Below are 21235 nucleotides of genomic sequence, written 5' to 3' on the forward strand. Positions count from 1 at the left end.
TTGAGTCTTCCTGACTCGTCAGCTCGTGGTGGGCGGCGGGTAGACGCCCAGGCCGTTGTTGTCGATGGTGTCGCCCCTGAGCTGCTCGAATGATTCGGCGTTTCGATGCTCCATGTTGTCGTACTCGTTTTGAGCGACCTTGGCCCACTCTGCCCAGGTCTTCACTGTTTTGATATGCGCTTCAATGACCGAGACGACCGATTCGGAGGGGCCGGTTACCAACTCAGTTAGAGCATCGTTCCACGACGTGCCCTCTGCGCAACTACCCATACCTACATCCGCGTTGAACGCTGCCGCAGTCAGTCGAAGACTCTCCAGCTTGTCCACGGCGCCGCTGAACTCCTGCGACACCTTCGTCGCGGCGCCGGGAGCCAGGTGCAGTTCGTTCATATCGAGCCCTGATTCTCCGGGCATGGACGCTCCCCTCGCTGGTCAAGCAGACATGTTTGTCCTACATATACCTCTGACGTCAGCTGGCCCGATTTGGTTCCATGTTTTTCGGATGACGAGGAACTCGGGTGGTCAGGTGCCTGCCGTTGGCCAGCCGGGGTCGGCAGGCAGAGTCGGGTAGTCGGATCTGGGATGTTCGCCGGTGAGGTAGACCTTGCGCTTTTCGTAGGAGTCTGGGGCTTTGTCACGGCAGGCGAGCTGATCACGGCCGTACTGTGCTTTCGGCCAGTCGTTGGGCTCGTCTGGGTAGAACTCCGTTGGTAGGTGAATCGCGCTGCGAATCTTCCACCCGCCGAAAACGTCCGCCGCAGGACTAGGAGCGTCGCCGCGTTGGCGTATAGCTGTGTGACCTGCTTCCGCCGATGGAGGCGGTGTGAGGGTGATTCGTACGGGCAGAGTGCCTGTTACTGGTGTAGCAGTATCGAACGGTTCGGGGGGCAGCCGGTGTGGATAGCGATACTGGTTGTCGGGTTGTTGAACTGCGGTGGCGTAGCTCCAATCGCAGACGATTGCGGTGTAGCCGGACGAAGGATCGCCAGTCAGAGCCAGTAGATGTTGTCTCCAGGTGCCAACGATGGGTGCCGTGGTCTGGAACCCACTGCTCGCTAGCTCTGCATCGCCAGCAATCAGTGGGCGAACCGCCATATTGGAGTCGGGAGTGTTTGGGGGGACGGCACGTTCGAAGCCCGGGTAATAATAGCTGGGGCTGGCCATCAGTCCGCCAAGTATGTACGACTCGCGGTAGGCGCGAATGATGACGGCGGGGCCGGTCAGCAGGTCAATACCTGGTTCCGCGCTCCACCGGATTCGCATGTCCTGCGTCAGTCCGGTGAACGGTATTGGTGGCTGACTCGGGCCGTTAAGCGTGGTGTCGGCGTCATCGCGGTGGGGCGTGCATCCCGCTAACACCAAGGCGATGACAAAGGCCAACGTGCATGTTCGCAACACTGGCTCTCGCGGAACTTGGATGAGGTTCAATTAGCTACCCTTCGGCCCTGCGGGCTTGGCGTTTATATCCTTAGCGGCGCTGTTGTACGCGTCTTGAATCGTCGTCCATCTGCGGGCGTCTGGTGGTACCTGTTGGATTGCTCGGTCCACCATGGTGTGGTAGTCGTCGGCGCGCAGTCCAGCGTGTGGATATGTGCCGTCAGGAAGTTTCATGCTCCTCACTTCCTCCAAGGTGCCAATTTTCATGGCACCTGGGTTTTCCGGACCAGCGGGTATGAGTAGATCTGAAGGGACCTGATCTGTTCGGAGCACCCCCGTAGCGACATAGGCGCTGACGAGTTGTTGCTGAGCTCTCGCTTCGCTTAGGTCGGGGACGATGCTGGTCGTGAGCTGACTGGGATCGGGAGCAGGTCCGACTATGGTCGATTTGAGTGCGTCGGTCATGATTCCGAATCCTGGAGACAGGTCCGCGGGAACCGGCAGGATCTTCGTTATGGCGCCATACGCCGCTTCTTTCATCTGCTGAAGATCTTTGGCTTTCTGCTCCGCAGTGACGGATGCGTCGTAATGTTTCACGTCTTGTGCCGCCGCCAATCCCGCATCCGCCAGGCCGCGGAACCTGCCGGCTTGGTCCAGGTCGCCGGCCGGTCCGACTCCGTGTTGTTTGACTTCCTCGGCGTAGTGGTTGGTTGCGAGAATTGAATCGCCGTACAGCGCACTACCCAGCGTTTTGGCCGCTTCCGTGTCAGTGTCGAGCACCCTGAATAGCGCTTTAGCCCTGGGCATCGTGCCGTCATCAACGGCAGTTTGGGAATCGAACTTTTGGTCGCCCCCCGGAACATCGTCGAAACCCGGTGTGTCACCAAGTATTTTGTGGTCGCCACCGGCGATTATTCCCGCATACGGCACCAAGCCGTCGGCCATGCCACGCGCGAGACCGGGGCTGAGTTCTCCGAATGTCTTGACTCCTCTGTTGCCGAATCCTTGGTCGTCTGAGGAGGGCAGCGAGTTCAGCTCAGGGTGGTCCATTACGTAGCTCGAGTATGCACGGGCTGTCTCGCCTGACATGCGTGCTTGTTCCAGCGAAACCCCTGGTCCTACATGAGCAGAGTCGTGGGTCCAGCTCATCAGGCTGCCCGCGGCGGTGCCACCATCAGGGAACTGATGGTGTGTCAGATCACCCAGGAACTGATCGTTACGTTTGCCGTCAGGGCTGACCATCATGTTGTGATCGACAATGTGATCGCGGCCAGCCGCCGAGAAGATGTTCTGAATCGTCGAGTCTGCGGGACCTAAGTGTGCGCTCTTGTTTTCGTTCTCGAAATGCAGGATGTCGGCGCCGCGTTGCATCAGTTTCTGGTCCAGTTCGGTGCCGTGCTGGAAACCGCTGTCTCCGTCCTTAATGACGTCCGACAACCTGTCCAGATTGCCGAGCACTGACCCCTCGGTGACTACCCCGCGCCCCTGGCCGTGTTCGAGCGGGACGTAGTTGTATCCAGGCGACTTGTCATTCAACGCGTTCTGTACCGAGGTGGGCAGCTTGTCATACCCTCCCGTCGTGAGCTCTGTGGTGGAACCTTGTGCGCCGGGGCGTAATTCGGTCTTTGCGTAGCCGTACTGATTCGAGCCCATCATCTGCAGCGCGTTACCGATGATGCTCTTGTTGTTGCCCAAGCGTCGCTCGGCCCGGTGAATGTCCTCTACGGACATCCCATTCATCTGCGCCTGTAGCTGCCCCAATACCTGCTGCTGCGAACGCGTCAACTGCACCGGTCTACCCGCATCACGATCCGCGATCTGCTCGGGGCTCAGGATCGATGCCGCCTGGACGCGCGCCTTCTGCTCTTCCGTGGCGGTACCGGCGAGAACGTCGTGGACATCGCGTTCGGCTTGTTCGGGGCTCCCCTCGGCGATTTGTTTCTCGGCCATGGTGTGACCGCCGGTGCCCTCGTCGAGTACGCGAGCCAATGAGTCGTCCAACATTTCGCCGCGCGCAACGAGGCCCGTCACCCGCTGGTGAAGTTCCTTCAGTTTGTCGATGACCTTCTGTAATTGGTCTTTGTTCAAACCAGTGATGTCCGGGGGTGTCACCGCGTTGGTCTTGGGATCGATGTCCACCTTCGGGGGCGCGGCAGCGTATGCCAAGAAGGAGCCGATGTCGTCGGCCAGCGCTTGCGACTCTCCGTAGGCCTTGTTGGCATGCATCGCCACATACATCGCCTCAAACCCGGAGTTCTCGAAGCGGGCGGCTGAGCGCTTCATCGCGTCCCTCGCGGCGTCGCCGGCATCACCCTTCCAGGTCGACATATCGATGATGGCCTGTACCTTGTCCGCGGCCTGCTGACTGGCATCACCCCGTTTAGATGCGGCATCCGCGAGTGCCTTTATCTGTGGTGGCCAGTGCTGCAATTCGTCGAGCGTCATCCCCATTAGTTACTCCCCCTCAGACAGTGCTGCTTGGTCCCGCTTGCTCGATACCCGCCCGATTGATCTCATCCCGGGTCACGAATTTAGCCGCGGACGCCTTGTGGTTCTCGCCGTGACTGCTGAGCTCCGCGTGGTGGTCAGCAGTCTCCTTCTCCCAATCGGAAATCTTGCTACTCAGCGCCTTGGATGCGCGCCCCGATCCGAAGCCTGCCTGTGCATCGGTCAATGCCCGGTGGGCGGCATCGTGTGCGTCCTTCAGATCGGAGGCGTGCGTATGGAGTTGGTCTGCGTGAATCTGCAGTTCGGCCGGGTCCAGATGTAGGTAGTCACCTGATGAACCCGAAACGCTCGACATGTCTGACTCTCCTCGTTTGTGGCATACATGCCCCTATATAGAGATCCGACGGGGCAAGGCCCGATTTGGTTCCATGTTTTTCGGGGGAGCCGCGCGTGAGCGGAAGGCGACCCCTGGCCCATCCTTCGCCGAGCGCATACTGCACGCAGGTGAAACGCCCGAAAGGCCTGCGTGCGGTATGCGGTCGGCGGGGACGCTCGGAACCTTGACCGCCTAACTTATCGCTGATAACTTAACGCCGTTATTCTCTGGAGGAAGGCGTTGCGATGCTGGAACGTTTGGCTCGATCGGTTATCGCGGCACCTCGCCTCGTACTCGGTGCGGCACTACTTATCGCCATAGCGGCCGCCATCTTCGGCGTACCGGTCACCAAGCATCTCGCCGCGGGCGGGCAGCAGGACCCCAACTCCGAGTCTGCCCATGTGACACGGGTTCTCGCGGACAAATTCGGCATCAGCGACCAGTCCCTGGTCTTCATGCTCACCAGCGAGCAGGGTGTGAAGAGCCCGCAGATGCGCGCCGTCGCAAGCGATCTGGAGCGCCAGCTCAAAGAATCCGGCGACGTGCTCAACCTGACCTCGGCGTGGACGGCGCCGCCGCCCGTCGCCGAGGACCTCTTCGGCACGGACGGCAAGTCCGGGCTGATCGTCGCTGGACTGACCGGTGGCGAGAACGACGCGCAAAAGCACGCCGCGACTCTCATTAAGTCGCTCGCCGTCGATCGCGACGGCGTCTCGATCAAGGCCGGAGGAGTCGCCACCCTCTACAACCAGATCGTCACGCAGTCCGAGAAGGACCTGCTGGTCATGGAATCGATCGCGATTCCGATCAGCTTCGTGGTGCTGGTCTGGATCTTCGGTGGCCTCTACGCGGCGCTACTGCCCCTGGTGGTCGGGGTGTTCTCGATCGTGGGGGCGATGTCGATCCTGCGGGGCCTGACGTTCGTCACCGACGTATCGGTGTTCGCGTTGAACCTCGCCGTCGCAATGGGATTGGCGCTTGCTATTGACTACTCGCTGTTGATCATCAGCCGCTATCGCGAAGAGGTGAACGCCGGTAAGCCGCGCGATGAGGCGCTGGTGCTCACCATGACCACGGCGGGGCGCACGGTGCTGTTCTCGGCGCTGACGGTCGCTCTCGCGCTGGTGGCGCTGATCTTGTTCCCGATGTACTTCCTCAAGTCATTCGGCTACGCGGGTGTCGCCGTGGTCTTCGTCGGAGCCATCGCGGCACTGGTCATCGTGCCAGCAGTGGTCACGCTGCTCGGCGACCGGATCGATGCGCTCGATGTGCGCCGTCTCATCCGTAAGATCCTGGGCAGGCCAGAACCTGTCGCCAAGGACGTCACCGAGACGTTCTGGTATCGGAACACCAAACGCGTTATGGCCCGCGCGGTTCCGATCGCCGTCGTGATCGTCACGGCATTGGTGGTTCTCGGCCTGCCATTCCTTGACGGCAAGTTCGGGTTCCCGGACGACCGGGTGCTGCCCGCGTCGGCCTCGGTGCACCAGGTCGGCAACGAGATGCGCCGGAACTTCAACAACAACAGCTCCACCAACCTGTCCGTCATCGCCGAGGGCATCGGGGCGGTGCCGCCGTCGGGAATCGATCAGTACGCGACGGACCTGTCGAAGATCGAGGACGTCAAGGAGGTGGCCGCACCCACCGGCGCCTTCATCCGGGGCATGAAGGTCGGCCCGCCCTCCGGTGCAACCGGGATCAAAGATGGGACAGCACTTTTCACGGTGCAGACGGGTGCCAAGCCCTACACGGCAGATGCCGAGCGTCAGCTCGACGCCATCCATGCCCTACCCGGCCCGGGCGATACCACGGTGAAGATCGGTGGGGGAGCGCAACTGGACCGTGACGCCGTCGACGGCATCGTGGACAAGCTGCCCTTGGTGCTGGCCATCATCGCGATCGTCACCTTTGCGCTGCTGTTCCTGTTGACCGGCTCGGTGGTACTGCCCCTGAAGGCACTTGTGCTCAACGTGTTGTCGCTGACGGCTACCTTTGGCGCACTGATCTGGATTTTCCAGGAGGGGCACCTGGGCGGATTCGGGACCGAGGTCACCGGAACGATCGTCGCCACCATGCCGATGCTGTTGTTCTGTATCGCGTTTGGGCTGTCGATGGACTACGAGGTGTTCCTCATCTCCCGGATCCGTGAGTACTGGATGGCATCCGGACGCACCCGCGCCGACAACGACGAGGCCGTGGCGCTCGGCGTGGCCCGCACCGGGCGGGTCGTCACCGCCGCAGCGATGATCATGACCATCGCCTTTGCCGCGCTGATAGCCGCGCAGGTGTCCTTCATGCGCATGTTCGGCACCGGACTGACCATCGCGATCGTGGTCGACGCCACCATCATCCGGATGCTGCTGGTGCCCTCGTTCATGCGAATGCTCGGGCGCTACAACTGGTGGGCACCTAAACCGCTCGTCAAACTCCATGACCGAATCGGATTCAGTGACTAAGCGTCCGCGTTCGTCGCGCGGTGAAGGAGACCAACTGCGCGACGAAATCATCGACGCCGCAATCGAACTTGTCCTGGAGGCCAAGGAGCTGCGTGCGCCGTCGATCCGTGAGGTGGCCCGCAAGATCGGTGTGACCCCACCGTCGATCTATCTGCATTTCGCGGACAAGGATGAGCTGATGGACGCGGTGTGCGGGCAGTACTACCAGCGGCTGGACGATGAGATGGTGGCCGCGGCCGTTGATCAGCAGACCACGCTGGAGCGCCTGCACGCGCAAGGTATGGCGTACGTGCGCTTCGCCGTCGCGACCCCGCTGATGTACCGGCTGGCCACCTCGGCGCCGCCCCGCGATGACAGCGAACTGGACGAAACGCTGGTGAGTGCGGCATTTGCGCACTTGCACAAGGGGGTTCAAGAACTCGTGGAAGAAGGCTTCTACCCCGACGGCGACACCGTCGCAATGGGTCTGCAGCTGTGGTCGGCGGCGCATGGAGTGGCCTCGATGCTGGTCACCAAACCATATCTGCCGTGGGGTGATGCGGAACTGTTCGCCGACAACGCCTTACGCGCAGCGTGCCTGGGACAGGCGGTCAGTGATGTCGATCTGACCGCAGTGCTGCCGCGTCAGAAGTAGAGCCGCACCGACGCCAACGTGCCCGGTGCCGCCGAGTTGTTGGAGAACTCGAAGAGCCCGACTCCGCGCCGATCACCCAGATGCACGGTGGCCGACACCGAGGAGCCCGCGGCCAGCAGCTTGTTAACGGTCAATGAACTTGTTGCCGAGACAAACTCGGCCAGCGATGCGTCGGTAACGCCGTCCAGGGAGAGGGAGGCGTCGGGGGAGAGCAGCCGGGTGACCGTCGGGACGTCCCGGGCAGCCAGGGCGCCCGCCAGTTCCTGGACGCGCTGCTTGCCTGTCTCGCGAACGCCCTTGAGGCCGCGCATGAACCCCAGTACCCCGTTGAGCCCCTGGTTCTTCAGCAGCTGCGGTCCCAGCTTCGCGCTCGCCAGTAGCCCGTCGCTACCGGCGCCCAACAGCTGGCCGATCATGGCGCGCAATTCCCAGAACGCGAACAACCGATCGATCTTGAGCGATGCGGCCGGCCCGTCCTCCACCACGTCATAGCGCAGGTGCATCGGGATGTGCATGGTGACGCCGGTCGACATCGTGGTGTGAATGGTCAGATCGCGCAGCACCGACATCCCGGCAACCACATCGTTTTCGACCTCGAACACGATGGTGTTGGGCGCGATGAAGGTGTCGTAGAACTTGCTGATCGCGGCCTCACCGATATGAGGCCGCGAACCCACCGGGTCGTTGACCTGGCCGTAGGTGGCGAAGAGGCCGACCCAGCTGTCCTTGTCGTGTGCACCGACAGCTGCGGGCGACGCCTGAACGGTCGCCAGCAGCTCGTCGGCGAATGGTGCGCTGGACACCGGTTTAGGACAGTGCCCCGAGCACCGCGTCGTAGTCGGGCTCCTGCGCGATCTCGGGCACCAGCTCGGTGTAGGCGACGTTGCCGTCGGCGCCGATCACGACGATCGCGCGGCCCAGCAGCCCGGTCATCGGGCCGTCGGCGATGGTGATGCCGAAGTCCTCACCGAACGCGCTGCGGAATGCCGAGGCGGTGCCCACGTTCTCGATGCCCTCGGCGCCGCAGAAACGCTTCTGGGCAAACGGCAGGTCCTTGGACACGCACAGCACCGGCGCGCCCGCTTCGGCGGCACGCTGGTTGAAGGTCCGCACGCTGGTCTGGCAGACGGGGGTGTCGATCGAAGGAAAGATGTTGAGGATCACCGGCTTATCCCGGTACTGATCGCTGGTCACAGGGCCGAGATCGGCGCCTACCAGCTCAAATGCCGGGGCAGGAGAGCCGACAGCGGGAAGCTCGCCGACCGTGTTGATGGGGTTTCCGCGCAACGTGATCTGTGCCATGGGTCCAGTGTTCCAGAGTTCGTGTGCTGTTTGCATCAGCGGGGTTAGGTTGGAGGCATGACGACGCCCGTCAGCTTCGATAACCGGTTCTTCTCGGCAACGTGGTCCGCCATCGCGCGGCGCGAACCTCCAGAGATCAAGGAGCTGCGCGCCGAGAATCTGCGGGGCCTGACCGGACGCGTCCTGGAGGTGGGCGCGGGCACCGGCTCGAACTTCTCGCTGTACCCGAACACCGTGACGTCGGTGACGGCCCTGGAACCCGAATCCGGGCTGCGTCCGCAGGCCGAGGATGCGGCCGCTGCCGCTGCGATCCCGGTGACGGTGACCGCCGGCGTGTTCGAGGATCTCACCGTCACCGGCGAGGACCGATTCGATGCGGTGGTGTGCTCGCTGGTGTTGTGTTCGGTCGGTGACCCCGATCGTGCCGCCGCGCAGGCATTCGAAGTGCTCAAGCCCGGCGGTGAGGTGCGTTTCTTTGAGCACGTCGCCCACGGGGGCGCGCTCGGAGTGGCTCAGCGCGTGGTCGACGCGACGTTCTGGCCCCGATTGTTCGGGAATTGCCATACGCACCGCGACACGCTGGCAGCGCTCGAGCGGGCCGGGTTCCAGATCGAGGAACGGCGCGACGACTGGCTGAAGATATTCGGAATCCCGATGCCGTCCTCGTCGATCGTGATCGGCCGCGCGGTCAAACCCGCGTAGTGCAGACGCGCTGGGAGCGCCCGCGGATCAACCGAATTCGACGACCGTCATCGCCGGCCTGATCCGGTCAGAGAACGGCAGGTCGTAGAACAGGGGCGTGGCCAGCTTCAGGAAGTTTCCACGTCCGGGAGGCATCCGCACCTCACGCACCGTGCGCACGCCGTCAAGGGCCCGTAGCTGTCCGTATTGGTGCGCGGTGAAGGAGAACGGCATGGGCGGCACCGTGTAGTGCTCGCTGAGCTTCCAGCCGCGCCGCTGCGAATAGACGCTCATCAACCAGGGGATGGTGTCGAAGACCATCCACCCGCCGGGAAAGCGCTTAGCGCAGGCGGCGATGAGGTCGAACACCACATCGCGCTCCAGGTACATAAACAGCCCCTCGGCGGTGATCAGGACGCCGTTGGAGTCGTCGACCTGGTCCATCCAGGAGTGCTCGAGTGCGGACTGCGCGATGTAGCGGAGCCGATCAGAGGGCGGAAGCAACTGCTGACGCAACCGCACGATGGGTTCCAGGTCGACGGACAACCAGTTCAGCTCGCCGTTGTCGATGCGCCAGAAACTGGTCTGCAGACCCTCGGCCAGCGCCACCACCGTGGCACGTGGGTGAGCCGCGAGATAGTCGTTGGAAATGTTGTCAAAGGTCAACGCCCGCAGCGCGATTCCCTGGTGGGTGCGACCAAAGTGGTGGTAGTCGTAATCGAGGCTGTCGCGCAGCACGATAGCCATCGGGTCCTCAAGAACGCCGTCGGGCCGGTTCGCCTCGGTGGCCCGCTGATTCAGCGTGATGAGCGCGGTCTCCGACACCCCGTCGAGGTGGCGGGCATCAATGGCAGCCATGCCAGCCACAGTACTAGCGAACGAGTTTGTGCAACGTCCGCAGGTTGCGGGTGGTCGTCGTCGACTTGTACCGCTTCTTGCCCATCGTCTTACCGACGGGGCTGGCCAGGGTCTGCGACTTGGGCACCTGCCAATACAGCACGCCATCACCGGCGGCGATGCGTTCACTGTCATCGAGCTCGCCGCCAAGGGCTGCCAGTTCGGTGAGCACCGCAGGGTCGCTGCAGAACATCACGTAGGAGTGCACGTCCTCGATATCAGGCTCCCACGGGAACGCATCGATGATGCGGCCGACCGTGTCCAGGTCGTACACCAGCACCCAGGCCTCGTAACCGAAGCGATCGCCGAGTACCCGCTGTAGCCGTTCCTTGACCGCGGAGGCGGTATCGCTAGAGTCCAGCAGCACATTGCCGCTGGCGAGAATTGTTGTCACACCAGCGAATCCATCAGCGGTGAGGGCGTCGCGGACATCGGCCATCTTCATGGTGATGCCACCAACGTTCACTCCGCGCAGCAGGGCGGCGTACCTGGTCACGGCTATCCGAACTGCAGCAGCGTCATGGAGGGACGTGTCCGGCGCAGAAATCCACGATCAAGGCGCTTGGAGTTGACGAACTTCCAGAGACCACGGCCGGGCTGCAGCGGTATGTCGACGGCGGCCACCACTCCCGGAATTGACGTCAGGGCCTCGCCTTCGTCGGGAGTCAGCGCGAACGGCATCGGCGGGGCCACATAGCGGTCCGACAACCTGAGCCCCTGCAGGGTGCGCCTGCTGAACCAGTGCGGAATGTTGTCGAACATCATCTGGCCACCGGGAAAACGCTTGGCGCAGGCCTCGATCAGCCCCAGAGATTCCTCCGGCTGCAGGTACATAAGTAGGCCCTCGGCTGTGATGAACGCGCCCTCTGAGGCGTCGACCCGATCGATCCAACTCAGGTCCAGGGCCGACTGTGCCAGCCCGACGATCCGCTGGTTCTCCGGCAGTAGTTTGTTGCGCAGTTCCATCACCGGCGGCAGATCAACTGAGTACCAAGTGAATTGGGCTGTGGGTTCGGCGCCGCCAAGGCGCCAGAAGCTGGTCTGCAGGCCCTCGGCAAGTGCGACGATCGCTGCCCGGGGATGCGTCGCCAGATACACACGTGCCTGCGTGTCGAAGGCCAGTGCCCGCAGCCCGTGCGATTGCGACGGGCGCCCGAACTTGCGGTAGTCGTACTCGATGGCATCGAAGAGTTCCGCGGCCAGCGGATCCTTGATCACACCGTCCGGCCGCTTGGCTTCGGTTCCGCGGTTGTGCAGAGTCCACAGGGTGGTAGCCGAGACGCCCTCCAGGCTGTCTCCGCTGATCCTCGATGAGCCGCTGGGGCGAAGAGCATCAGACTCGGTCATGACGCTGATGCTAGTGAAATGGGGCGACGATAGGACTGCCCCTTGGTTAGGCTGACCGGTATGACCGAATCGAAGGCGGGCGGAGACTCGGCCGCGGATGATGCCAAGCGCAAGTTCCGCGAGGCCCTTGACCGCAAGAACAACAAGGCCAACGCCGCCGCCGACCACAAGGACACCGCAAGGAAGCCGACCCATGCACATGGCCGGGCCGGCTCGCATCGCGAATTCCGCCGTAAGAGCGGTTAAGCCACTCGCCTCTGGCTGGCCAGTGACCGGGCGATGATCAGCCCGGCCAGCACCACCACCCAGCACACGAGGCCAAAGCCCTTGAGCCCCCACACCACTGACGCCAGGGTGAACCCGCCGGCGGCCATCAGCGCTACCCCGACGGCCGCGCTGCGCACACCGGGATGCGCGACGTAGCCGCCGTCCCAGCCGGGCAAGGGGTTGTTCTCCAGCGGCCGCAGGGCCAGGAAGAGGCCCGTCACCAGGATGGTCATCGTCACCACCTGAAGCACTGACAAGAAGACGAAATTCGTTGCCGTGGTGTCGTATCGGGGGAATCCCAGGAAATCGAACACCAGGTGCATGCCCAGCAGCGCGGGCATGTGCCAGAGGTACAGCGTCATCGCGCCCGAGTTGCCGATGGCCACGGCCCACCAGACCCGTGGGCGCTGAGCCCATCGATTGATGGCAGGCATCGCTGCGATGGCCAATGCCGACAGGACGATCGCGTGCCCGGCCAACACCAGCGACGGCGGGATCATGTTCGGCACCTTCTGGCCGGCCACCCCGACCAGGCTGATGGTGTACGGGCCGAATGTCACCAGCGCGATGTTGATCGCGAAAACAGCTGCGGCGAGTATCAGCGCCGCCTTCTGGGTGATCAGCTGCCGGCGGTACCCCACGCCTAGAACCGCCGGCAGCAGCCACACCACGAAGTTCACGTATCCGATGCCGGCGGGAGCCCCCAGCCCCAGCCGCAGCACGTCAACTGCCGCGATACCCAGATAGATCCCGGCCAGCGCGCCGAGCATGCTCCGCGCGGTCGTGATGCGGGCAAGCAGCGGAACCGCCGCTAGCACCAGCACGTAGGCGCCCAGGAACCACAGGAGCTGGGTGCTTACCCCCGCGACCGGCTCGTATACGTGCAGCGGCAGGATCTGCCGGAGAATCAGCAGCGCCACCGCCCAGAAGCCCAGGTAGTAGAACACCGGGCGGTACAGGCGGGTGCAGCGGTGCATGAGCCAGGATCCCCAGCTGGTTCCGGGCTTCCAGGAGCCCACGCTCGCGGCAACCCCGGCGAAGAAGAACAGCGGCATGATCTGGAAAACCCAGGTGAGTGCCTGGAAAACGGGGCGACCGTTGAGCAGGTTGCCCCACAACAACACGCCGTTGTCGATGGCGCTCACCGCCATGACGGTGTGCCCGAGGACCACGCCGACCAGCGACACGATCCGGATCACGTCGAGTGCGCGGTCGCGCGTTGCCGCCGTGGCGGCGCCCACCTCATCGGCGGTGGGCAGGCCCAGAGTCATCGTCATGCACCTAGCGTCGCCGAGTGCCGATCACCGACACAGCGCGTCGCTACGCGATCTCGCTAGGTAGTTTCCCCTGGGCCCGCCGCGTAGGACTAGCCGCCGAGCGCGGCGATGAGGTCCTTGATCTTGGCGGCCTCGTCCTCGGTGACCTGCTCCTCGGACTCGACCGCCGTCAGGAAGCCGACCTTGAGGCCTGCGCCATTGGCGGTTTCCTGTGCGGTGAGCCGGGCGCGCCGACGTGCGGTGTACAGACGCTGGCCCAGCGTTGCGCTGGGGCTGTTGGCCGCATCCTTCATCAGATCGTCGTAGCGATGGCGCACCCCGCTCAGCGCGACGATCACCGACGGCGTCACGCGGCTGCGGCCGGCGGCCTTCGAGATCGCGCCCTCAAGCTTGCGCAGTCCGCTCAGGACGACGGCGACGCGTTCGCCGTATTCGGCGTCGTTGGGTTCGGGCAGGGTGTCGATGGCGGAGGCGTACATGTGCACCGCCGCATCGACGAGGCTGACAATGACTGGGGCTTCGCCGTCATCCGGCACGACTTCAGGCACGACCCATCGACTCCTTCTGAAAAGACCGGTAATGACCCCGAAGTAGGCGGGGGTCGCCGACAACTTAGCGCCGATCCACAGCCCGGACAACCCCTATCGGATGAACGATTTCTGATCCGAGTGTCTAGGCGGGGGTGTGCGAACTGTGCTGTGCTACCAACCTTTTCGGCAGTACAGCTGTGGTCATGGGGTGTGGGGGCAACAGATCTTGATTAGCCGGTGCTCACCGGTGCGTCCGGTTCCACCCGGCGCGGGCGTTCTTGCCAGATGACGGCGATCAGGCACAGCGCGGCCAGGGCGGCCACGGCGAGTGCGAACGTGACGCCCGCGGTGCGCAGTCCCCATGCTTGGGCGGCCAGGCCCTCGCCGATGACCGGTAGCGCGATTCCCACATAGGCGACCACGAAGTAGCTGGAGGTCACTTCGGCACGGTTGTCCTCGGGGGTCCGGTCGGCGATGGAGGCGAGTCCGCGGCTGAAGCTGATGCCCTGTCCGATGCCCACCACGACGGCGCTGGCCAGATACCAGGGCAGTGACGAGGTATGCAGGGCCACCACAACGAGCAGCATCCCGGTCAGCAGGATGGCGCAGCCAAGGATCAGCGCTTTGGCGGCCGGTACCTGCCGGACGAGAATCTGTGCCACACAAGAAGATCCGAAAGTCAGGAAGACACTTGCCCCGGCCACCGCGTGGTTGTCGATGCCGAGTACCCCGGACAGGAACCCGGGTGCCACCGCCGTGAAGGATCCGAGTGCCGCGAATCCCGCGAATCCCGCCGTCGCTGCTGCCGCGAATGTCACCCGGACCTCGGGAGGCAGCGAAAGGCGTTGCACACCAAGTTTTCCGTGCCGCGGTGCGGTCTCGGGTGCCAAGAGCAGCGCGACCACGGCGATCGACACAAGTCCGATATGAACGATGAAGGCCAGATGTGTGGGCCAGGGTGCGTACTGAACGAGAACACCGGCCACCAAGGGGCCCAATCCAAGGCCGCCGGTGTTGGCGATGGTGGCCACGGCGGCGGCCCGTCCCCGCCATTGCTCGGGTGCTGCCTCGATGACGGCGACGGTAGCGGCACCGGTGAAAAACCCTGCGGACAGTCCCGAGACGATGCGCGCGACCAGCAGCAGCGGAACCGAGTCGACGAACAGGAAGATGACCGAGCTGAGGATGGCGAACCCGGCTCCGGTCAGCAACAGTGGACGACGGCCGAGAACATCGGACCAGCCGCCGAACATCAGCAGCGCGAACAGCACGCCTGCGGCATAGGTGGCATAGACGACCGTGGTGGTGAGCACGGAAAAATGCATCTGCTGCGAGTACAACGCGTACATGGGAGTCGGCATTGTGGTGCCGATCATGACCGCCGAGAAGCTGAACGCCAGCAGGATGAACGCGGCTGAGCGGCGCAAGCGAGCAATCACAACCCAATGTAAGTCACGGGCGGGGCTGTCTCATTCCGCCACGATCAGTGCGCAATCGCCTTTTCTGCGCCGATGCCCGTCAGGGAGCGCACCTCCATCTCGGCGTTCAACCCGGGATCGCCCTTGTCGCTGGAGGTGAGCGTCCCGATGATGCCCAGCAGGAAGGCCAGTGGAATCGACACGATGCCCGGATTGGCGAGCGGGAACAAGGCGAAGTCGGCCCCGGGGATCATCGCGGTCTTGGCGCCGGAGACGGCGGGGGAGAAGACGATGAGCACGATGGTGGAGATCAGGCCGCCGTACATGCTCCACAACGCGCCGCGGGTGTTGAACCGCGCCCAGTACAGCGAGTACACGATGGTCGGCAGATTGGCCGCCGCCGCGACCGCGAAGGCAAGCGCCACCAGGAACGCGACGTTCTGCCCGTTGGCCAGGATGCCGAGCCCGATCGCGATGACACCCAGCACCACTGCGGTGATCCGGGACACCCGGACCTGCTCTGCTTCAGAGACATTGTGGCCCTTGATGACCGAGGCGTAGATGTCATGTGCGAAGGAGGCCGATGCGGTGATCGTCAGCCCGGCCACCACCGCGAGAATCGTGGCGAAGGCCACCGCCGAGATCACCGCCAGCAGGATCACTCCGCCGAGTTCGAAGGCCAACAGTGGTGCGGCCGAGTTCTGCCCGCCCGCCGCCGCCAGGATGCGATCGGGTCCGACGAGCGCCGCGGCGCCGTAGCCCAGCGCCAGGGTGAACAGATAGAAGGCGCCAATCAGTCCGATCGCCCACACCACCGAACGCCGCGCCTCCTTGGCGGTGGGCACGGTGTAGAAGCGCATCAAGACGTGGGGGAGGCCGGCGGTGCCCAGCACCAGCGCGAGTCCGAGCGACAGGAAGTTGATCTTCGACGTCAACGAGCCGCCGTACTGGGCGCCCGGCGCCAGAACATCGCGGGACGCAACACCTTTGGTGTGACTGTCGGACACGGCGTGCTGCGCCGCGCCGATGATGTCGGAGAAGTTGAAACCGAACTTGGCGAATACCGCAGCCGTCATGAGCGCGGCGCCGCTGATCAGCAAGACCGCCTTGATGATCTGCACCCAGGTGGTGCCCTTCATTCCGCCCACCAGGACGTAGACGATCATGAGGACACCAACCACGCCGATCACAATCGATTGGCCCCATCGACTGTGAATGTTGAGCAGGAGTGCCACCAGGCCTCCGGCACCCGCCATCTGCGCGAGTAGGTAGAACAGTGACACCGTCAGGGTGGACGTGGCCGCCGCCAGACGCACCGGGCGCTGCCTGAGCCGGAAGCTCAGCACATCGGCCATGGTGAACTTGCCTGTGTTGCGCAGTAATTCGGCCACGAGAAGCAGGGCCACCAGCCAGGCCACCAGGAATCCAATGGAGTACAGGAAGCCGTCATAGCCGTACACCGCGATGGCCCCGGCGATTCCGAGAAAGCTTGCGGCGGAAAGGTAGTCGCCGGCGATGGCGATGCCGTTCTGTGGGCCGGAGAAGGCGCGGCCGCCGGTGAAGAAGCCCTCTGCGGTCTTGTTGCTGCCGCTGGCCCGGATGACGAGGTAGAGGGTGACGGCGACGAAGACGGTGAAGATCGCGATGTTAGTGGCCGGATTACCGACGGTTTCGGCCGCCAGCGTCGATATGGTGCTCATGCCTGTTCCACCTCGGCGCGGATGGCCGCGGCCTTCGGATCCAGCTCGCGGTTGGCGAATCTGACGTAGAGGCCGGTGATGACGAAGGTCGTGAGGAACTGGCCAAGGCCCAGCACGAGTCCCACGTTGATGTTGCCGACGAGTTTGATCGCCATAAAGTCATGGGCGAACGCGCCCAGCACCAGGTACAGGCCGTACCACGCGAGAAAGAATGCCGTCATGGGAAAAACAAAGCGTCGCAATGTCTTCCGAAGTTCCTGAAACTCCGGGCTGCTCTGGATTTCCAGGGCTCGTTCGGTGGACAGCTCGCTAGGATCGATCGCGGTCAACGCTGGCTCCTTATGGGTACCTGTAAGGGTGCTGGGAGAGCGTAATGAGAGCTGAGTCACAGCGGCGGGGTTTCTGGCGCTGGTTTGTCAGGTGTTCACCTGACCGGCTGCGGGAGCGACCGCTCACACGCTCCGGTGTACCGATTCATCCCCGTACTGCTGGTTGACCGCGCGCAAGAACTTCTCGGCATCGGTCGGTTCGACCGGAGGCAGGTGGATTGTTTCGCTGACGATGCCGTCGGGCAGACGTGGCTCGGAGCCGACGTCGGGGATGAAGTTCTTCAGGGCGCCATCGGTGAAGGGCACGCCGGACTTGACCTGATTGTTGGAGACCAGATCGAATGCCCGCGTCATCGCGTCGCGGGATTCCTCGGGCAGCGCAGCTTTGATCGCGGCGATCTCGGTGGCGGACTTCCCATCGAAAGACTGCGCGAACTCGTACAGATACTGCAGCTGGTTGGACGGGATGGTGACGCTCTTACCCGCGGCGAGATCCTTGAGCTGCCGATCATCCAAGAGTGATGCCGCGTTGACCCTGCTCAGCACGCTCTGATCGCGCTGGCTGTCCGCCTGAAAATGCTCCCCGTCCCGATTTCCCTGTGCGGGAGTCAGCCCGCAGAAGGGGTTGAACGAGGCCGCCAACTCATCGCAGATGGCGTCGATCTGCTGCTGGGCTTCCAGTTCGGCGGCCCACCACTTGTCGTAGGCCTTGCGCATCATCCGCGTGAACTTGGCGGCGCTTTGATTCGCCTTCTCGATGACCTCCGAGCTGGCATCGGGCTGCATGTTCCAGCTGACGGTGAGGTCCTCGGCCACGGTGTAGCCGTGGTCGCTGGCCTCGTTGTACAGGTCGACCGCCTCGCGGCGGTACTCAATCGACTGGAACTCCAAGGTGACCAAGGCCTTCGGGGCGTCATCGAGCAGCACCTGGGTGGCCAGGTAGATCGTCTTCTCGTCACTGGCCGCGGTGTCCTGGACCGCGCGCGCGGTTTCACCGTCCCACGGAAGGCCGCCGGGCATGTCGACCGAATGTTTGTAGTCCTGGGCGCGATGTTGCAGTTCGGTGGCGGTCAGCATCGCCAGGCGCAACGGCACGATCGACTGTTCGGGATGGTTGGTCAACAGCCGTCTGGCCGAGTAATCCGACTTCATTGCGGCCTCGACAGGGACGCGGCCGAAAGGATGGTTTGGCGCACGTACTCTTCGGTATCCCCGAACCGGGTCTGTGCTTGCTCGGACAAGTCAGCCATGTTGACGCAGCGCGCCGCGAACATGCGCTGTAGCTCGGGGATGACTTCGGTGACCAGTCGTCTGACGGCGGTCAGCGATGGAGCATCCCCCGCTTCGACCCTCGTGGGGTTGTCGGCCCGGCTGCACAGTTTGTGGGCCTGTTCTCGTAATTCCGGCGACAGCTTGCGCAACGCCTCTAGATCAACGTCCAATTGGCCTGACAGCGGCAGCCTCCCCGAACACTGTGATCTTGGTCGCCCAAGTTGCCGTAGCGTAGCACCGCTGGCGTTGTCAAAGTTCAGAAGGAAGGAATGTCACATTGGCGAAATTGCAGCTTGCGCAAGATCCGGCCGCCGATGAGTTGCTGGAGGAGAATCCGCTAGCGCTTCTGATCGCCATGCTCCTCGATCAACAGATCCCGATGGAAGTGGCGTTCGCCGGGCCGAAGAAGATCGCCGACCGGATCGGCGGTATCGACGCGCACCAGATTGCGGAATACGACCCCGACAAGTTTGTGGCCTTATGCTCCGAACGGCCCGCGATCCATCGCTTCCCCGGCTCGATGGCCAAGCGCGTCCAGGTGCTCGCGCAGGAGATCGTTGATGAGTACGACGGCCGCGCCGAGAACATCTGGAAGACCGGCGATCCGAACGGGGCCGAGCTGCTCAAGCGGCTCAAGGCGCTGCCTGGTTTCGGTGAGCAGAAGGCAAAGATCTTTGTGGCGCTGCTCGGCAAGCAATACGGGGTGCAGCCGAAGGATTGGCGCAAGGCCGCCGGAAATTATGGCGAGAAGGACACCCATCTGTCGGTTGCGGACGTCGTCGACGGCGAGTCGCTGGGGCTGGTGCGCGCCCACAAGAAAGAAATGAAGGCTGCGGCAAAAGCAAAGGCGGCCAAGGCATAAAGCCCTGACCGCCTCGCTTGTGTCGTGAACTACGGCAGCGCCGCGAACAGCGGTGCCGACGGGACCACCCCAACACCGGGAGCGGTCGCGGCGGGCAGCCCGGCGACGGGAGCCGCTGCGGCTGCCGGGATTCCGTTGACCAGGGCCGGCGGAATCAGCGTCTGCTGCACTCCGGCAGGCAGCAGCTTGGGCAGGTTGGTGGCCCACAGATCAACGGTCTGGGTGACACCGTCTGCGCCGGGGATCTGCGAAACGCCGGGCACGCTGCTGGTTGCGGGAACAGACGCGGGGGACAGCGCCTGGGCGGCTGCCGGCGTCAGTGCCTGAGCGGCCGGAGGCAGCGCAGGTGCGGCGGGCGCCAGGCCCGGAACCTGAGCAGCCGGTGCGGCAGGAGCCAGGCCCGGAACCTGAGCAGCCGGTGCCGCGGGAGCGACGGCGGGCAGCGCCGGTGCGGCCGGTGCGGCGATGGCGGCGGGTGCTGCGGGAGCAACCGGTGCGGCGGCGGGCGCGTTACCGAAGCCCGAAGCTGCCTGGCCCAGGATCGCGGCGGGGTTGGTCGGGTTCGGCCCCGGGGCGGGGATGGGGTCAGCGCTGGCGGTCGACGCCAGGCCCAGCGCCAGGCCGGCCGACGCGAAGGCCGCGATCGACGCGCCCATGAAGACGTTGGTGATCCGTGACATATTGAACTCCAATGCTGTTTCGCTAGACGTGATTACTGGTGTTAAACGCCAAGGTAATCCGTTACGCGTGTTACTCAAGTGACGCGTGTGGCGTAGATGGAACCGTTACCAAAACGAGTGAGCGAGGTTATCGAAGCCCCGATGAGAACAGAGCCGACCAGGGCGAATGCCGAGCCCCAGGTTTCGACACGCGGCGCGTCGGCGTGGCGGCGTGTCCGCGAATGGGGTCCGTGGCTGTTGGCGCTGAGTGTCGCGGTGCGCCTCGCCTGGGCGTACCTAACGCCGCACGGTGCCGACCTTGTGGACCTGCATGTGTACGTCAGCGGTCCGGCAACTCTGGGCCACGGCAATCTCTACGAGTTCACCTACCCGGACAAGACGCCGGACTTTCCGCTGCCCTTCACCTATCCGCCCTTTGCGGCAGTGGTGTTCTGGCCGCTGCACCTGCTTCCGTTCAGTCTGCTCGGACTGTGCTGGATTCTGGGCACCATCGCCGCGCTCTACGCGGTGGTCCGGCTGAGTCAGCGGTTACTCGGATTCGACGACGCGCGTGGGGCCGCCGTGTGGACGGCCGTGACCATGTGGACCGAACCGGTGCGTTCGACCCTGGACTACGGGCAAATCAATGTGTTGTTGATGCTGCTGATCTTGCTGGCGGTGACGTCGTCACGGTGGTGGATCTCCGGAACGCTGGTGGGACTCGCAGGCGGGGTGAAGCTGACTCCTTTGGTCTCCGGCCTCTACTTCCTGGGTGCGCGCCGCTGGGCGACCGCCATCTGGGCCGCGGTGGTCTTTGTGCTGACCGTGCTGGTGGGCATCGCGGTGGTCGGGGAGCAGGGGCGCTACTACTTCACCGATCTGTTGGGTAAGCCGGACCGGATCGGGCCGATCGCCACCGTGTTCAACCAGTCCTGGCGGGGCGGGATCTCCAGGATTCTCGGCCACGACGCGGGCTCGGGAGCACTGGTGCTGGTGGCATACCTGGTGACAGCGGTGCTGGCCTTTTTCGCCTGGCGGGCCGTGGACGACAGGTTGGGGCGGATCTGCGTGGTGCAGATGTTCGGTCTGCTCATCTCGCCCATCTCGTGGACACACCATTGGGTGTGGATGGTTCCGTTCATGGTGTGGCTGCTCCACGGGCCCTGGCGAGAAAAACTGGGCGCGAAGATCTTTGGGTACGGATGGCTGGTGCTGTTACTGGTCGGGGTGCCGTGGCTGCTCAGCTTCGCCCAACCGGACATCTGGCGCATCGACCGGCCCTGGCCATTGGCATGGGCCGGGCTGGTGGACATTGTGGCGGCAATGGCGACGTTGACCTGGATGGCGGTGACGGGGATCAGGTCACGGGCTTGGAATCGGGAAGTTTCGCCCACCGGCTAGCG

General features: G+C 63.7%; 23 protein-coding genes. 6 read left to right on the forward strand and 17 right to left on the reverse strand.

Going from position 1 to position 21235, the window contains the following annotated elements:
• Positions 1-18 precede the first annotated feature (18 nt).
• The 4 genes from HBA99_RS06490 to HBA99_RS06505 all read right to left on the reverse strand — a co-directional run bounded on the left by HBA99_RS06490 (position 19) and on the right by HBA99_RS06505 (position 4180).
• Positions 19-414 carry a hypothetical protein gene (locus HBA99_RS06490; RefSeq protein ID WP_046252860.1) on the reverse strand — a complete coding sequence of 132 codons (396 nt, stop codon included), beginning with the start codon at positions 412-414 and terminating at the stop codon, positions 19-21.
• A 108-nt stretch (positions 415-522) separates the two neighbouring features.
• Complete coding sequence (locus HBA99_RS06495) at positions 523-1398, reverse strand: hypothetical protein (RefSeq protein WP_070951373.1); 876 nt, start codon at positions 1396-1398, stop codon at positions 523-525.
• A 30-nt stretch (positions 1399-1428) separates the two neighbouring features.
• The gene (locus HBA99_RS06500) at positions 1429-3828 is read right to left on the reverse strand and encodes a TPR repeat domain-containing protein (protein WP_070951372.1); all 2400 of its coding nucleotides are present in this window, start codon (positions 3826-3828) and stop codon (positions 1429-1431) included.
• Positions 3829-3841: 13 nt separating this feature from the next.
• On the reverse strand, positions 3842-4180 hold the full coding sequence (locus tag HBA99_RS06505; RefSeq protein WP_064408064.1) for a WXG100 family type VII secretion target: 339 nt from the start codon (positions 4178-4180) through the stop codon (positions 3842-3844).
• A 266-nt stretch (positions 4181-4446) separates the two neighbouring features.
• Here HBA99_RS06505 and HBA99_RS06510 point away from each other — a divergent pair, with 266 nt between their 5' ends.
• A complete protein-coding gene (locus tag HBA99_RS06510) occupies positions 4447-6657 on the forward strand; it encodes an MMPL family transporter (protein ID WP_070951371.1) in 2211 nt (736 codons plus the stop codon).
• Positions 6650-7291, forward strand: a complete 642-nt coding sequence (locus HBA99_RS06515) for a TetR/AcrR family transcriptional regulator (protein ID WP_070917182.1) — start codon at positions 6650-6652, stop codon at positions 7289-7291. The genes HBA99_RS06510 and HBA99_RS06515 overlap by 8 nt, the downstream gene beginning before the upstream one ends.
• Here the strand turns inward: HBA99_RS06515 and HBA99_RS06520 are convergent.
• Positions 7282-8094 (reverse strand): nuclear transport factor 2 family protein, encoded by an 813-nt coding sequence (locus HBA99_RS06520; protein ID WP_057968177.1) that lies wholly within the window; start codon positions 8092-8094, stop codon positions 7282-7284. The two genes, HBA99_RS06515 and HBA99_RS06520, sit on opposite strands and share 10 nt — an antisense overlap.
• Positions 8095-8098: 4 nt before the next feature.
• Positions 8099-8593, reverse strand: coding sequence for a thiol peroxidase (gene tpx, locus HBA99_RS06525; protein WP_030094739.1), 495 nt, complete (start codon positions 8591-8593; stop codon positions 8099-8101).
• Between the two features lie 57 nt (positions 8594-8650).
• On the opposite strand from tpx, the gene HBA99_RS06530 reads away from it, so the two are divergent.
• Positions 8651-9295, forward strand: a complete 645-nt coding sequence (locus HBA99_RS06530) for a class I SAM-dependent methyltransferase (RefSeq protein ID WP_070951370.1) — start codon at positions 8651-8653, stop codon at positions 9293-9295.
• 27 nt (positions 9296-9322) lie between these two features.
• On the opposite strand, the gene HBA99_RS06535 is transcribed toward HBA99_RS06530, so the two are convergent.
• From HBA99_RS06535 to HBA99_RS06545, 3 genes are read right to left on the reverse strand one after another with little or no spacing between them, the layout of a single operon-like run.
• Entirely contained in the window at positions 9323-10132 is an 810-nt protein-coding gene (locus HBA99_RS06535) for a class I SAM-dependent methyltransferase (RefSeq protein WP_070951369.1), read from the reverse strand.
• A 13-nt stretch (positions 10133-10145) separates the two neighbouring features.
• Entirely contained in the window at positions 10146-10667 is a 522-nt protein-coding gene (locus HBA99_RS06540; RefSeq protein ID WP_070951368.1) for a DUF1697 domain-containing protein, read from the reverse strand.
• Between the two features lie 2 nt (positions 10668-10669).
• Positions 10670-11518, reverse strand: a complete 849-nt coding sequence (locus HBA99_RS06545; RefSeq protein ID WP_070951367.1) for a class I SAM-dependent methyltransferase — start codon at positions 11516-11518, stop codon at positions 10670-10672.
• Positions 11519-11578: 60 nt separating this feature from the next.
• On the opposite strand from HBA99_RS06545, the gene HBA99_RS06550 reads away from it, so the two are divergent.
• Positions 11579-11764, forward strand: coding sequence for a DUF5302 domain-containing protein (locus HBA99_RS06550; RefSeq protein WP_070951366.1), 186 nt, complete (start codon positions 11579-11581; stop codon positions 11762-11764).
• Here HBA99_RS06550 and HBA99_RS06555 read toward each other — a convergent pair.
• The 7 genes from HBA99_RS06555 to HBA99_RS06585 form a co-directional block, all read right to left on the reverse strand.
• Positions 11761-13062: an acyltransferase family protein gene (locus HBA99_RS06555; protein WP_070951365.1), complete on the reverse strand. Its 1302-nt coding sequence runs from the start codon at positions 13060-13062 to the stop codon at positions 11761-11763. The two genes, HBA99_RS06550 and HBA99_RS06555, sit on opposite strands and share 4 nt — an antisense overlap.
• A gap of 89 nt (positions 13063-13151) precedes the next feature.
• A complete protein-coding gene (locus HBA99_RS06560; RefSeq protein ID WP_070952310.1) occupies positions 13152-13541 on the reverse strand; it encodes a hypothetical protein in 390 nt (129 codons plus the stop codon).
• A gap of 281 nt (positions 13542-13822) precedes the next feature.
• Positions 13823-15031, reverse strand: a complete 1209-nt coding sequence (locus tag HBA99_RS06565; RefSeq protein WP_070951364.1) for an MFS transporter — start codon at positions 15029-15031, stop codon at positions 13823-13825.
• A gap of 44 nt (positions 15032-15075) precedes the next feature.
• Positions 15076-16710 (reverse strand): solute symporter family protein, encoded by a 1635-nt coding sequence (locus HBA99_RS06570; RefSeq protein ID WP_109494140.1) that lies wholly within the window; start codon positions 16708-16710, stop codon positions 15076-15078.
• Positions 16707-17039, reverse strand: coding sequence for a DUF485 domain-containing protein (locus HBA99_RS06575; protein ID WP_070920328.1), 333 nt, complete (start codon positions 17037-17039; stop codon positions 16707-16709). Before HBA99_RS06575 ends, HBA99_RS06570 begins: the two co-directional genes overlap by 4 nt.
• Before the next feature lie 123 nt (positions 17040-17162).
• The gene (locus tag HBA99_RS06580; protein WP_070951363.1) at positions 17163-18191 is read right to left on the reverse strand and encodes a TPR repeat domain-containing protein; all 1029 of its coding nucleotides are present in this window, start codon (positions 18189-18191) and stop codon (positions 17163-17165) included.
• Positions 18188-18481: a hypothetical protein gene (locus HBA99_RS06585; RefSeq protein WP_057963867.1), complete on the reverse strand. Its 294-nt coding sequence runs from the start codon at positions 18479-18481 to the stop codon at positions 18188-18190. Before HBA99_RS06585 ends, HBA99_RS06580 begins: the two co-directional genes overlap by 4 nt.
• A 116-nt stretch (positions 18482-18597) precedes the next feature.
• On the opposite strand from HBA99_RS06585, the gene HBA99_RS06590 reads away from it, so the two are divergent.
• Positions 18598-19173: an HhH-GPD-type base excision DNA repair protein gene (locus HBA99_RS06590; RefSeq protein ID WP_030094754.1), complete on the forward strand. Its 576-nt coding sequence runs from the start codon at positions 18598-18600 to the stop codon at positions 19171-19173.
• Between the two features lie 29 nt (positions 19174-19202).
• On the opposite strand, the gene HBA99_RS06595 is transcribed toward HBA99_RS06590, so the two are convergent.
• A complete protein-coding gene (locus HBA99_RS06595) occupies positions 19203-19853 on the reverse strand; it encodes a hypothetical protein (RefSeq protein ID WP_030094755.1) in 651 nt (216 codons plus the stop codon).
• A gap of 96 nt (positions 19854-19949) precedes the next feature.
• On the opposite strand from HBA99_RS06595, the gene HBA99_RS06600 reads away from it, so the two are divergent.
• Positions 19950-21233, forward strand: coding sequence for a mannosyltransferase (locus tag HBA99_RS06600; protein WP_411550964.1), 1284 nt, complete (start codon positions 19950-19952; stop codon positions 21231-21233).
• Positions 21234-21235: the final 2 nt, after the last annotated feature.

It is taken from the genome of Mycobacteroides chelonae (assembly GCF_016767715.1).
Taxonomy (GTDB): domain Bacteria; phylum Actinomycetota; class Actinomycetes; order Mycobacteriales; family Mycobacteriaceae; genus Mycobacterium; species Mycobacterium gwanakae.